Consider the following 12,788-nt stretch of genomic DNA (forward strand, 5'->3'; position numbering starts at 1 on the left):
CACCTCCTCGTTCAAGTGGACACAATCGTCGCCGCTCTAGCTTCACACGAACAGTGCGTGGTTCATCGATCGCTTACGTTCAGCCGCAGCGGGTGCGATGTCCCGAGGCCAGGTGCGCAATGCCTGTGAAATTGCCATTTGTGCGCGCACCGACACGTCCTTGACAACGGCCGTCGGGAGCCCTAATTCATATCGGTAAAGATGCTGGAGGGGGCACTTTGCGTAAGTATCGAACTCGCTGAGTGTCATCGAACTGCCCGACGTGCTGCCTGCCGTAGATACCGGACTTACGCTCGATGTCGCGGCCGTTAGCGACTGCGTGCCGTGGGCACCGAGCATCGTAGTAGCTGGGCGACCTGCTTCCACTCGTACCTCAGCTCGGCACGGAAGTAGAAGGCATCTCGTTCCTGTCTTGGCAGGTTCATCAAAGCCTTAACGGCCGCAGCGCTGAGCTGCTTTTTCTCCAGCGCTTCTTCGGGCGACTCTCCATCCGGATCCTCAAGCCCTTCGAGAATCGCGGCGCCTTCGTGAGCCTCCTGCATGCCATCCACCGAGTCCATACTATTCATTTCGGTGCGCAGGTGGCGCAAAAAATCGTCCAATCGGTCTCGCACGAATACGCCGAAGCGGACTTCCGCGTTCGACAGAGGCGCTTTGTCCTCGAAGAACTTGAGCCAAATGTAGTCAATAGCATCAGTGAACGCTTGACCGCCCCGGCGCTCAACCTCCGGCCGATCCTTCGCTCCCTGCCAGCGCTTGCCAACGATCAGCTGGATCCGCCGATTGAGCATCGCCACCGCAGCCGCGATCACCCCCGCCGCCCGTCCGAAGTGCGTGCGCACGATGGTGGCGAGCACCTCGGACGGGACATGCCCGACCTCGGTGTGGTCCAGCTGGATGCGGCGTAGCAGTTGCTCTTCCGGGAGAGCCGCAATCTGTTTCAGTTCGGCCTCATGGGCCGAGTCGCGAGTTCGCATATGGTTTCCTACATAGCTGTGTGCATCGACCCCTTTCATCTATCAAACCGAGGCGAGAGCCGGAAAAAGCAAGAAGCCATGCCCGCGATATGGTTATTCGTGGCGCGGCCCAATAGTAGTGGTGTGGGGACTTTCTCGTTCATCGTGGGTTGAGTGTTAGCCGGCCGTTTTTGTTCGACCATCTTTTCCCGGCGCCAAGACGGTCAACATGCTTCTGAAGGTCTCGCGCCCATGAAAAATCGGCCTCCAGTCCGAGGTCGCGCACGAGCCTTACGACCTTCACCCGTTTGCAGTGGCTCAAAAACTCGTCCAGCACGTCGGGGCGCAGATTGCGCAAGCGGACCATCAGGTTGCTCGCTTCCTCCATCGATTGTCCCTTCCCGATGTCGCTGGCGAGCTCCAGGATGGCTCGCTCGGGCACGGAAACCAGTACCCCAGGGTCGCCGGCCGGAAGCGGTTTCAGGCCCTTCCCGTAAGGAAAATCGCCGTCGAAGAGGGGGTAGTCTGATACAAGTAGCTCAGGTGTTTCGCCACCCATGGAGGGATGCGGTACGATTTCTGTCCCCATAAGGCGACTTTTTCCCGGAAGGTGATGTTGTGGCATACGCCCTGCCAGGAAAGGGCCGTTTTGCCACCGACGTGAAGGCCGGGTATGCGTCGGCCCAGATAGGCGATCGAGCCGTCTCTTGATGGCGTGTCGCCGGTCAAAAGGTAGACCCCTGCGAGAGACACTGCAGCCAGCCGGATTTGACCATATGCGCCGCGAGCGCGGCACTCACCCCCATGTCCCTGAGCATGCCGGAATCAATCGGGTAGCCGCGCCGGCTTTCTTGCAGGAGTCGCTGGACTGTCTTGTTCCTCATCTGGACGAGGGCGTTTGCGTTGTCTGGATGCAATATATGCGAGATTGTTTGATTATTTGTAATTTATTAACGCGCCACGATTGCTGCCGTGGCAGTGACTTTGCGACGGGCGCTATCTTTGGGGGGGCAGATGTCGCGCTTGCCTCGGCCGAAGGGAATTTGAGGACGATCTGACCAGCTTACCCGCCAGTTTTGACGTTCCGCTGTCCCGGAAATCTCGCTTGTTTTCGCATGAGATTTCTCCAAAAAGAGGAGTCACATTAGGAACGCTTGAATCCACACTTTTTACGGCATATCATATAGTTACATGCGGGTCTTGATTGCATGTCAAAGTAAATGATGACGACAAGTCAAAGTAAACGATCCAGGCAAGTCAAAGTAAAATCTAGGCTTATCCCAAAGTAAATTTCGCGGCAACACCACACCACAGCGTCACCCATGGCTTCCTCTTCCCAGACAAAACCGCCCGCCAAGCTCGCCGCGGCGCTCAGAACACTCAAGCGGCTGCAGGACAAGCATCAGGGTGTCGTCGAGCACACCGATTTGACGGACGAGCAGCGCATACTCCTCGTCGACACCGGTTTTTTGCGTCCAGCCATGAAGGGCTGGTATTTCTGCAGCAACCCCGCGGAGGCGGACGGCGAGTCGACGATCTGGTACGCCACGTACTGGGCGTTCATCGCGCGTTATCTCGGCAAGCGGTTCAACAAACGTTACTGCCTAAATCCCGAAGCGTCGTTGCTGCTGCACACCGGCAATACCACCATTCCGGGGCAGGTGTACGCCGTCGCCAAGGAAGGCGGCTCGACAGTCCTTACTTTGCCGTCCAACACGTCGCTGGCGGTCTACGCGGACGAAAAGCGGGTTCCCAATTCGCGCGTCGAGGCCCGAGGCCTGCAGGTGTGGCCGATAGCCGAGGCGTTGTGCATGGTCGGCCCACAGTTCTTCGTGAACAATGCGGCCGATGCCGAGATCGCTCTCTCGCTGGTGCGTGGCGCGAGCGAGGTCCTCACCACGCTTCTCGCGGACGGTGGCAAGAAGGCGGCGGCAGAGCGGCTGGCGGGCGCGTTCGAGTTCATGAAGCGGCCCAACGAGGCTAAGCGCATCGTCGACAGCTTCGCTGCGGCGGGCACACCCATCAAGCCGCTCAACCCGTTCGAGCGCGAGGAGCCGTCGCTCCTGCCAAGCCGCGAGCGGTCCCCGTACGTCCTCAGGTTGCAGTCTATGTGGGCGAGATGGCGCACGGCCGTGATCGAGGAGTTTCCCGCGCCGCCCGGCGTCGCGCAGGATGCGGGGGCCTATCTGGCAGACGTCGACGAGCGTTATGTCTCTGACGCCTACAACTCCCTCTCCATCGAAGGCTACCAGGTCACGGACGAGCTGATCGAGCGGGTCGCGCGGGGCGACTGGGACCCTGACGGCGATCCCGAGCATCTCAAAACCAAGAACGCGCTGGCGGCACGCGGTTACTACCAGACGTTCCAAGCGGTCAAGACGAGTATCGGGCAACTCTTTGCCGGCGAAAACGTGGGCGATGTCGTGGAGCGCGACCACCACACCTGGTACGCGGAACTCTTTGGACCATCGGTGAAGGCGGGCATACTCGCGACGCACCAGCTGGCTGGCTATCGCACCGGCCCGATCTTCATCCGCAACTCGATGCACACCCCGGTACCGCGCGATGCGATCCTCGACAGCCTCGAAGTGTTGTTTGAACTGATCAGGGCAGAGACGCATCCCGCCGTGCGCGCAGTACTCGGACATCACCTCTTTGTGTTCATCCACCCGTACTTTGACGGGAACGGACGCATCGGCCGGTTCCTGATGAACGTGCTCCTCGCCTCCGGCGGGTATCCGTGGACGGTGGTTCGAGTGAGCCGGCGTGCCGAATACATGAAATCCCTTGAGCAAGCGAGCGTACACGGGGAAATCCGCCCGCTGGCAAAGTTCCTTGCGGAAGAGATGGCGCAGTGGTCAGTGGAGCGCGCATGAAGTGCGATCACGCCCCCGCACACATGTGAGTAGGGTGCTTCGCACCGGCAATACTGGCATCGGTCTGACCGACTGAGCCTGCCGGCAGACGTGGTGTAAGCGCCTGGCGATGGCACGGGAGCAAGCTGGCTAGCGGCGATCAGGCAACGGCGGGTGCCAAGCGATGCGGTAGTAACCGAGCGATGTCGTCGGCTCGCGACCGCTTACATATGATCTCCCCCTGCACCCCCTCTAACTTCGCCGTAGATATGTAACCTAACGATAGACAAAGCCAAGACACCTAGCGGACAAATGTGCCAGCAAGGGTTTGTTAGTTTAATAAAATCGTTAAAATACAGTAGCTTAGGTCATGCTAACAGTAAGTGGTATTCAGAGCAGCAGGATGCGAAACCGTCCCGGTTGAAATTCCGGTACGCTTCCGTGCGCGCCGCGCGCAATTGCGCCTGTCGCGGCGCGCGTGGCGCACCGCATACTGATCGCTTCCGATCACCCATAACGACATCCGAGACGCCCCATGGCCACCCAAGCCCTCTTTCGCGAAGACGCTTATCTGACGCACTGCGACGCGGTCGTCACCGCCGTCGACGAAGCCGGCATCCACCTCGATCGAACCGTGTTCTATCCGCTCGGCGGCGGCCAGGCGGGCGACAGCGGCACGCTGACGCTGCCGGGCGGCGCGACGCTCGCCGTCGCCGACACGCGCAAGGCGAAGTTCGAAGGCGCGACGCCCGACGACGCGGTGCACGTGCTCGCGCCGGGGCAGGAGGCGCTCGCGGCGAACGTGAAGCCGGGCGACGCGGTCGTCGCCGAAATCGACTGGACGCTGCGGCACCGCCGGATGCGGCTGCACACGGCGAGCCATCTGCTGTGCGCGGTGCTGCCGTATCCGGTCGACGGCTGCAGCGTGACCGCCGACTACGCGCGGATCGATTTCGCGACGGTCGAGCCGATCGACCGCGCGTTCGTCGACGCGCGCCTGGCCGAGCTCGTCGGCGGCTCGCATCCGGTGACGACCGAGTGGATCACCGACGACGAGATGGCGGCGCGTCCGGACCTCGTGCGGACGATGAGCGTGAAGCCACCGATGGGACTCGGGCGCGTGCGGCTGCTGCGGATCGGCGGCATCGACCTGCAGCCGTGCGGTGGCACGCACGTGCGCAGCACGGCGGAGATCGGCGGGCTGCGCGTCGCGAAGCTCGAGAAGAAGAGCGCGCGCACGCGCCGCCTCGTGCTGGAGCTCGCATGACGGCGCTGCACGCGCGAGGCGGCGCGCACGACGCCGCCGCTCACGACGACGCGGCGCTCGACCCGCGCGCGCGCGACGTGCTCGGCTTCTGGTTCGGCGCGCCCGGCGATCCGGCGTTCGGCACGGCGCGCAAGATATGGTTCAGCGGCGGTCCGGCGCTCGACGCGCAATTGCGCGAGCGGTTCGGCGCGCTCGTCGACGCGGCGACGGCGGGCGAGCTCGACGCATGGACGCGCACGCCGCTCGGCGCGCTTGCGCTCATCGTCGTGCTCGACCAGTTCTCGCGCAACATCCACCGTGGCACGCCGCTCGCGTTCGCGGCCGATCGCGCAGCGCTCGCGCACGCGAAAGCGCTCGTCGCGTCGGGCGGCGACCGCGCGCTGCCGACGGGCCATCACCGTGCGTTCGCGTATCTGCCGTTCGAGCACGACGAGTCGCCCGACAGCCAGCGCGAAGCGGTGCGCCTCTGCGCACGGATCAAGGACGAGGCGGGTTGCGCCGGCTACCACGATTACGCGCTGCGCCACGCGGTCGTGATCGAGCGCTTCGGGCGCTTTCCGCATCGGAACGCGATCCTCGGCCGGTCGTCCACCGACGAGGAAATCGCATTCCTGAAGGAGCCCGGCTCGTCGTTCTAAGCAGGTTCGGCCGTGCCAGCGCGGCCGCTCCGGATGTGCGCTCGGCGCGCTGGCACGGCGTCTTCGCGCATGCGGCGGGCCGCCGCGAGTGCTCGAAAGATGTGTGCGTCGTCCGATATCAATCGCGCTATCCGTCGCCGTTTTTTGTGTTGCTATCGTGAGTTCCACCGACGAGGGGCGACCGCCGAAGCCGGCGTGGCCGCCCGTCTCCAACCTTGCGAGGCCGAATCCATGTCCGAGCTGCTCGACCTGACCGCCTGCTCGCTTGCCGAACTGTTCAAGACCCGCAGCGTGACGCCCGCCGATTACGCGGACGCGCTGCTCGACCACATTGCGCGCTGGGAGCCGCATCTGAACGCGCTGTGCCGCTTCGATCCGGAGCGCGTGCGCGCGCAGGCGCTCGCGTCGACGCGCCGCTGGGCGGCGGGCGCGCCGTTGAGCGAGATCGACGGCGTGCCAGTGACGATCAAGGAGCTGATCGCGACGCAGGGCGATCCGGTCGCGCAAGGCTCGGCCGCGGCCGCCGACGCGCCGCCCGCAACCGTCGACGCGCCCGCCGCGATGCGGCTGCGCGAGGCGGGCGCGGTCGTGATCGGCAAGACGGCGGTGCCCGATTACGCGATGCTGTCGTCGGGGCTGTCGAGCCTGTACGGCATCACGCGCAACCCGTGGCGGCTCGATCTCAATCCGGGCGGATCGAGCAGCGGGGCGGCCGCGGCCGCGGCCGCGGGCTACGGGCCGCTGCACGTCGGCACCGACATCGGCGGGTCGATCCGGCTGCCGGCCGGCTGGTGCGGGATCGTCGGCTTCAAGCCGTCGAACGGACGGATTCCGATCGATCCGTACTACACGGGCCGCTGCGCGGGGCCGATGACGCGCACGCTCGATGACACCGCGCTGCTGATGCGCTTCCTGTCGCGCCCGGACTGGCGCGACGCGACGAGTCTGCCGCCCGAGACGATCGACTGGTCGATCGCACCCGCCGACGTGAAGGGCATGCGGATCGGCCTGATGCTCGACGCCGGCTGCGGGATCGCGCCGGAACCGGAGATCGTCGCGGCGGTCGAGACGGCGGCCGAGTGCTTCGCCGCGCACGGCGCGCGGATCGTCGCGGCGCCGCCGGTCGTGTCGCGCGGGATGCTCGACGGACTCGACCGTTTCTGGCGTGCGCGGCTATGGGCCGACCTCGAACGCCTGCCCGACGCGGCGCGCGAGCGCATCCTGCCGTACATCCTCGCATGGGCGGGGCAGGGCGCGTCGGTGTCCGGCGTCGACGCGGTGCGCGGCTTCGGCGCGACGTTCGAGATGCGCGCGGCCGCCGCGCGGCTGTTCCAGTCGGTCGACGCGGTGCTGTCGCCGACCAACGTCGTCGCCGGCTTCCCGGCCGAATGGGCGGGGCCGACTCAAGACCCGACGCGGCCGTTCGAGCACATCGCGTTCACGGTTCCGTGGAACATGGGCGAGCAACCGGCGCTGTCGATCAACTGCGGCTTTGCGCGCAACGGGATGCCGATCGGCCTGCAGATCGTCGGACCGCGCTTTGCCGACCGCCTCGTGCTGCAGCTCGGCAAGGCGTACGAGAACTGGCGCGGCGCGATGCCGCGCTGGCCCGCGCCGCCTCACTAACGCAGTTGCGCACGCGCGTTTGCGCGCTCTGCGCGTTCCGTCGATTTTTCGCCTATCACCCTGACACTGCATCCAGCCCGGTGGCGGACATCGCTTGCGTCGCGCCGGCGCCCGGTATCGTCGTCGCTTCGATCGAGGACTCGCCATGGAAGATCTACTGGAACCCGCCTATCGGCCGATGCCTGCCGAGACCGGCCCGGCCGCGACGCAAGCCGACGCACGCCGCAACGTCGCGGCGGTCGCGCTCGGCAACGCGGTCGAGTTCTTCGACTTCGGCACCTATGCGACTTTCGCGGTGATGATCGGCCACACGTTCTTCCCGTCGAAGAGCGCGTTCACGAGCCTTTTGCTGTCGGTGTCCGTGTTCGGGCTCGGCTTCGTCGTGCGGCCGTTCGGCGCGCTCGTGATCGGCGCGTACGCGGACCGGGCGGGCCGCAAGCCCGCGATGATGCTGACGCTCGTGATGATGGCGGCCGGCACGGGCGCGATCGCGGTGCTGCCGGGATACGAGACGATCGGCGTGGCCGCGCCGATCCTGCTCGTCGTCACGCGGCTGATCCAGGGGCTCGCGTGGGGCGGCGAAGCCGGGCCCGCGACGACCTACATTCTCGAGGCGGCGCCGCCGGACAGGCGCGGCGCATATGCGTGCTGGCAGGTCGCGACGCAGGGCTTCGCAGCGGTCGCGGCGGGGCTCGCGGGCTACGTGCTGACGGTTTCGCTGTCAGAGGCCGATCTGTATGCATGGGGCTGGCGCGTGCCGTTCGTGTTCGGCCTGCTGGCGCTGCCGATCGGCATCTACATCCGCCGCCGGCTGTCCGACACGATCGATGCGCACGGCGCGTATGGCTCGACGCGCGAGATCCTGCGCGAACTGAACGCGCGGCATCGGCGGCCGATCGCGATCGGCCTGATGATCCTGCTCGGCAGCACGATCACGCAGTACTTCCTCAACTACATGACGACGTTCGCGTTGACCGAGCTGCATCTGCCGGGCGGCGTCGCGATGCTCGCAACGCTCGCGACGGGCGCGGCGCTCGCGGTGTGCTCGCTCGCCGGCGGCAGTCTATCGGATCGCTTCGGACGCCGCGCGGTCCTGATCTGGCCGCGCGTGCTGCTGTTGCTGCTGATTTTCCCGGCGCTGCAACTGATCGTGTCGCACCCGACGCCCGCCGTTTTCCTCGTCACGCTGACCGTGCTGTCCGGCCTGCACGGCATGAGCGGCGCGGCGCTCATCGTGCTGATCGCCGAGAGCTTCCCGCGGCGGGTGCGCTCGACCGGATTCTCGATCGTCTACGCGGTCGCGGTGTCGCTGTTCGGCGGCACCGCGCAAAGCATCGTCACCTGGCTCATCGGCAGCACCGGCAATCCTGTGGCGCCGACGGGCTACCTGCTCGTCGCGAATGCGATCTGCATCGCGGCAGGCTGGTTCGCCGTCGAGACCTGGCCGGCCCGGCGCGCCGCGCGTTAGCGCGCAATCCATCGTGTTCCGCTCTTGATCGCTTCCAGTCACATCGGAATCCAAATGAAATACCGACGACTCGATGGACTCGCGCGCGCCGGGCGCTACGCGGCGCTTTGTGTCGGATGTGTCGACGACACAAGCGCGCGCTGCCACACATCGACAGTTTCGAATTTCTCGACGCCCGCCCGATGCGGTGGACAGAAGCCGACGTCGAGGTTCGCGCGGCCCTGGCAGAGCGTGTCGAGCGTGTGCCGTGCGCTCGCGACGGCGATGTCGAAGCGGATGCGCGAGCGCCGCGTGAAGTCGGCGAGAACGGGCGTGAGCAGTCCAGACACGATCTCCTCCGACGCATAGACCGAAACCGATCCCGTTTCGAGATTGCGCCGCTCCGAGATCATCGTCTTCACTTCGCCGATCTCGCGCAGCACCGTGCCGATGCGCTCGGCGACGAATTCGCCTTCGGCGGTCAAGCGAATGCCGCGCGGTCCGCGTTCGAGCAAAGGTGCGCCAAAATGGTGTTCCAGTTGCTCGATCTGCCGGTTGATCGCGGTCGGCGCGACGTGCGGCTGCTCGGGCGCTTTGCGCAGCGACGCGCAGTGCGCGAATTCCTGAAAGTAGCGGAATGTGCGAAGTTGCGTGGGGCCGTCCGGTTGGGTAAGCGCAAGAAAGAGCCGACCAATGGGCGGAGCCATTCCCGTACCGGACCGGCAGACGCGGGCACGAACGGGTGCGACGCACGGACGGCGCGAACCGGAGCAGCATAGGACGCGGCAGGCGCCGCGCAAATGGAGGAGAGACGGTGCGCGGCGAAGGCGTCGCGCACACGCGGGCATTACGGACGGAGGCGGGTCGCGGCGGGCGGCGTCGGCGTGCGAACGTAGACGCGCAGCATTTCCTGCTCGTCGCCCGGACGCGCGCCGGACCAGAACGGCTTCCATTCGCCGTCGAGCGCGGGCGGGTTCGCGCGCGTGCCTTGCACGATGAGCCACGTGCAAGCGCTTGCGTTCGGTTGCGCGACGGGCTGGTGCCGGATGCCCGAGAAGTAGTAGAGCATCGGCGCTTCCGACTCGCCGAGATCGACGCTCGCCATGCAGTCGCCGTCGTTCCATTCGAGCGCAAGCTGGCGGTTCAGATCTTCGAACACCGAACGATAACTCTTCGCGACGTCGAGCCAAGGCAGCAGCAGTGTGTAGATGAGCCCCCACGCGACGAGCGCGCCCATCGCCCACGACAGCGCACCGCGCCATTTGCCCGCGAGCCGCAGCGACGGCAGCAGGCCGACCCAGCCGATCGTGATCGCGAGCGCCGACAGCACGAGCGCGGGCTCGATCGGCATCGTCCAGTCGAGCGGCAGCCAGCGGCCGAGCCATTGCAGGGCGGCGCGCGGGCCGTTGTGATCGGACATCAGCGACCAGACGACCCATGCGAGCGCCGCGACCGCGCCGAACAGCAGCCGGCTCGCATAGTCCCACGCGGTGTGCAGCCGCTGGGGCAGGCGCGGAATCGCCTGTGCGGCGACCAGCGCGAGCGGCGCGATGAACGGCAGGACGTACAGTTGCCGCGATGTCGCGGAAATGTGCAGCACGGCCATCCCGATTCCCGCGAACGCGAGCGGCAGCGCGACGCCCGGCGCGCGCCACTCGCGCCAGAGGCCGCGCGTGAGCGCGACGAGTGCGAGCGGGGCGACCGGGAAGCCGACCGTCAGCAGCGCGCGCCAGATGAAGAGCGGTTTGTCGTTTTCGGCGCCGAGCGTCGGCACCGAGAAGCCGAAGAAGCGGCCGACGTTGTTTTCCCAGAACCAGACGAGGAACAGCGATTCCGAGCGCAAGAACAGCGCGGTCGGCCAGATCAGCGCGAACGGCGCGCACACGAGCGCGGCGACGGCGAGCGAGCGGAAGAACGCGCGGCTGCGGCAGGCCGGATAGAGGACGAGCGTCGCGACGACGGTCGCGCCGAACACGAGCGGCACGAACAGCCCCTTCGACATCAATGCGACGCCGACGCCCAAGCCGAAGAGCGGCGCCGCGAAGCGGTTCGCGGGCGCGCGGTGCATGGCGTTGGCGCCGTTCGCGCTGCCGGCGTGCCGGATCACGAGTTCGAGCAGTCCGCAAAATCCCATCGCCGTGCCCGCCATCAACGCGACGTCGGTCATCAGATCGTGCGAATGCTTGATGACGATGAGCGAGCCCGCGTACAGCGCGACGGTGCCGATCACCGGCAGTTCGAGCCAGCGCGTCGCGCTGGTCGCGATGCGGGCGGCGCGCGCGGCGAAGCCGAACGCGAGCGCGGCGAAGAGGGCGCTCGCGAGCCGCGCTGCGTCGTGTAGCGGCAGGTAGCGGGAAAAGAGCCACGCGAGGCCAGTGGCGACCCAGTCGTACAACGGCGGCTTTTCGAGGAACGGCTGCCCCGCGTTGGTCGGCACGACGAAGTCGCCGCTTTCGAGCATGTGCTGGATGATGCCGAACGTGTAGGTCTCGTCCTGCTTCCACGGATCGTGGCCGAGGACGCCCGGCAGCAGATATGCGCACAGCACGGCCGCGGCGACGAGCCATGCGCGCAGCCCGGCGAGCGGCGCGCGGGCGACGGACGACGTTCCGCGCGCATCCGCGGCACGGCCGCCTGCTGCGCCCGCAGCGCTCGGTGCACGGACGGCGAGCGCCGCGGCGGACGGCGTCGGCGAATTGGCTTCCGATGGGCGGACGTGATGCGCCGAGCCGGGCGCGTGCCGGCCGCCGGGCGTTGCATTTCCCTGCATCTGGTTGATCTCTTCGTATGTGCGGGCCAAGCTGCGTGGGTTCGGCCGATTTCGTGACCGCGAGGGGGCGGATGACGGGCGTGCGACGGCATACGTCGCAATGGGCGTTAGTAGACCACGAGATTATTACGAACGTTTACGAAAATTGTTATGAAACGCTAAATATTTCGGAGAATTGTGAAGTTTTGTGTGGCCGATACGGCGGGCTTTCGTGTCGCAGATCGTGTCAGGCCCGCATTGTGCGGCGGTCGATGTGAAAAAACGACGATTGGCGGCCCGAGCGCACAGGCGAGCGCGTGAAATCGTTCGAAGCCCGAATGAATGGAGATGGCCTTGCCGCTCGTCGCTCGGCGAGCGAAGGTGCAGCGTGCGCGGGCGTCAGCGCCCGCCGCCGACGTCGAGCAGTGCGCCCGTCACGTACGACGCCGCGTCGCTCAGCAGCCAGACGATCGCTTCGGCTACCTCGTCGGCTTCGCCCGCGCGACCGAGCGGTGTCTGTGCGCCCAGCCGCTCGGCGCGGCCGGGCTGGCCGCCGCTCGCATGGATCTCGGTCGCGATGAGGCCCGGGCGCACCGCGTTCACGCGCACGCCGTGCGAGCCGAGTTCCTTCGCGAGACCGAGCGTCAGCGTGTCGACCGCGCTCTTCGAGCCCGCATAATCGACGTATTCGTTCGGCGAGCCGAGCCGCGCGGCGATCGACGACACGTTGACGATTGCGCCGCCCGCGCCGCCGCGATCGGTCGACAGCCGCCGCGCGGCCTCGCGCGCGCACAGATACGCGCCGAGCACGTTGGTGTCGAACACGCGTGTCAGGCGCGCGACGTCCATGTCGGCGAGCGGCAGCGACGGCGCGACGATTCCCGCGTTGTTGACGAGCGCGTCGAGTCGGCCGAACGCGGACCGCACCGCGTCGAACATGCCGATCACGTCGGCTTCGTTCGCGACGTCGCCGCGCACGACGCACGCTTGCCCGCCCGCGGCGCGCACCGCGTCGGCGGTCGCTTCGGCGGCGTTCGCGTCGTGCGCGTAATTGACGCCGACTGACCAGCCGCGCGCAGCGACGAGCAGCGCGGTCGCGCGGCCGATGCCGCGGCTCGCGCCGGTGATGAGGACGACCTTGGGCGGCGTGTTCGTCATTGCTTGAACCTCGGCCCGGGCGGAATGCGCGTTCGGGCGAAAAAGAGGAACGGCGGGAAAGCGGAGACTGCGCGGCAACTGCGCGACGCCGC

9 protein-coding genes and 1 pseudogene are annotated in these 12,788 nt (G+C 66.4%); 5 read left to right on the forward strand and 5 right to left on the reverse strand.

Annotated features, from left to right (window positions below; genetic code table 11):
* Window positions 1-308: 308 nt before the first annotated feature.
* Both WS69_RS09700 and WS69_RS09705 read right to left on the reverse strand, forming a co-directional pair.
* On the reverse strand, window positions 309-1,016 hold the full coding sequence (locus tag WS69_RS09700) for an RNA polymerase sigma factor (RefSeq protein ID WP_156438054.1): 708 nt from the start codon (window positions 1,014-1,016) through the stop codon (window positions 309-311).
* 100 nt (window positions 1,017-1,116) lie between these two features.
* Window positions 1,117-1,840 (reverse strand): annotated as a pseudogene (locus WS69_RS09705) (type IV toxin-antitoxin system AbiEi family antitoxin domain-containing protein).
* A gap of 438 nt (window positions 1,841-2,278) precedes the next feature.
* On the opposite strand from WS69_RS09705, the gene WS69_RS09710 reads away from it, so the two are divergent.
* The 5 genes from WS69_RS09710 to WS69_RS09730 all read left to right on the forward strand — a co-directional run bounded on the left by WS69_RS09710 (window position 2,279) and on the right by WS69_RS09730 (window position 8,810).
* Window positions 2,279-3,832 carry a Fic family protein gene (locus WS69_RS09710; protein WP_059470572.1) on the forward strand — a complete coding sequence of 518 codons (1,554 nt, stop codon included), beginning with the start codon at window positions 2,279-2,281 and terminating at the stop codon, window positions 3,830-3,832.
* A 514-nt stretch (window positions 3,833-4,346) separates the two neighbouring features.
* The gene (locus WS69_RS09715; RefSeq protein ID WP_059470573.1) at window positions 4,347-5,078 is read left to right on the forward strand and encodes an alanyl-tRNA editing protein; all 732 of its coding nucleotides are present in this window, start codon (window positions 4,347-4,349) and stop codon (window positions 5,076-5,078) included.
* Window positions 5,075-5,716 (forward strand): DUF924 family protein, encoded by a 642-nt coding sequence (locus WS69_RS09720; RefSeq protein ID WP_059470574.1) that lies wholly within the window; start codon window positions 5,075-5,077, stop codon window positions 5,714-5,716. Before WS69_RS09715 ends, WS69_RS09720 begins: the two co-directional genes overlap by 4 nt.
* Window positions 5,717-5,947: 231 nt before the next feature.
* Window positions 5,948-7,342 carry an amidase gene (locus tag WS69_RS09725; protein WP_059470575.1) on the forward strand — a complete coding sequence of 465 codons (1,395 nt, stop codon included), beginning with the start codon at window positions 5,948-5,950 and terminating at the stop codon, window positions 7,340-7,342.
* Between the two features lie 145 nt (window positions 7,343-7,487).
* Window positions 7,488-8,810 (forward strand): MFS transporter, encoded by a 1,323-nt coding sequence (locus WS69_RS09730; protein ID WP_059470576.1) that lies wholly within the window; start codon window positions 7,488-7,490, stop codon window positions 8,808-8,810.
* 95 nt (window positions 8,811-8,905) lie between these two features.
* On the opposite strand, the gene WS69_RS09735 is transcribed toward WS69_RS09730, so the two are convergent.
* The 3 genes from WS69_RS09735 to WS69_RS09745 all read right to left on the reverse strand — a co-directional run bounded on the left by WS69_RS09735 (window position 8,906) and on the right by WS69_RS09745 (window position 12,696).
* On the reverse strand, window positions 8,906-9,496 hold the full coding sequence (locus tag WS69_RS09735) for a LysR family transcriptional regulator (RefSeq protein ID WP_231747108.1): 591 nt from the start codon (window positions 9,494-9,496) through the stop codon (window positions 8,906-8,908).
* A 140-nt stretch (window positions 9,497-9,636) separates the two neighbouring features.
* Window positions 9,637-11,559, reverse strand: a complete 1,923-nt coding sequence (locus tag WS69_RS09740; protein WP_059470626.1) for an ArnT family glycosyltransferase — start codon at window positions 11,557-11,559, stop codon at window positions 9,637-9,639.
* Between the two features lie 378 nt (window positions 11,560-11,937).
* Entirely contained in the window at window positions 11,938-12,696 is a 759-nt protein-coding gene (locus tag WS69_RS09745) for an SDR family oxidoreductase (protein ID WP_059470577.1), read from the reverse strand.
* Window positions 12,697-12,788 lie beyond the last annotated feature (92 nt).

This window comes from Burkholderia sp. BDU5, assembly GCF_001522845.1.
GTDB lineage: Bacteria > Pseudomonadota > Gammaproteobacteria > Burkholderiales > Burkholderiaceae > Burkholderia > Burkholderia mayonis.

Excerpts from the sequence above, each read along its gene's own strand:
- WS69_RS09700 (WP_156438054.1), bottom strand. The coding sequence starts at position 1,016 with ATGAAAGGGGTCGATGCACACAGCTATGTAGGAAACCATATGCGAACT.
- WS69_RS09710 (WP_059470572.1), top strand. The coding sequence starts at position 2,279 with ATGGCTTCCTCTTCCCAGACAAAACCGCCCGCCAAGCTCGCCGCGGCG.
- WS69_RS09715 (WP_059470573.1), top strand. The coding sequence starts at position 4,347 with ATGGCCACCCAAGCCCTCTTTCGCGAAGACGCTTATCTGACGCACTGC.
- WS69_RS09720 (WP_059470574.1), top strand. The coding sequence starts at position 5,075 with ATGACGGCGCTGCACGCGCGAGGCGGCGCGCACGACGCCGCCGCTCAC.
- WS69_RS09725 (WP_059470575.1), top strand. The coding sequence starts at position 5,948 with ATGTCCGAGCTGCTCGACCTGACCGCCTGCTCGCTTGCCGAACTGTTC.
- WS69_RS09730 (WP_059470576.1), top strand. The coding sequence starts at position 7,488 with ATGGAAGATCTACTGGAACCCGCCTATCGGCCGATGCCTGCCGAGACC.
- WS69_RS09735 (WP_231747108.1), bottom strand. The coding sequence starts at position 9,496 with ATGGCTCCGCCCATTGGTCGGCTCTTTCTTGCGCTTACCCAACCGGAC.
- WS69_RS09740 (WP_059470626.1), bottom strand. The coding sequence starts at position 11,559 with ATGCAGGGAAATGCAACGCCCGGCGGCCGGCACGCGCCCGGCTCGGCG.
- WS69_RS09745 (WP_059470577.1), bottom strand. The coding sequence starts at position 12,696 with ATGACGAACACGCCGCCCAAGGTCGTCCTCATCACCGGCGCGAGCCGC.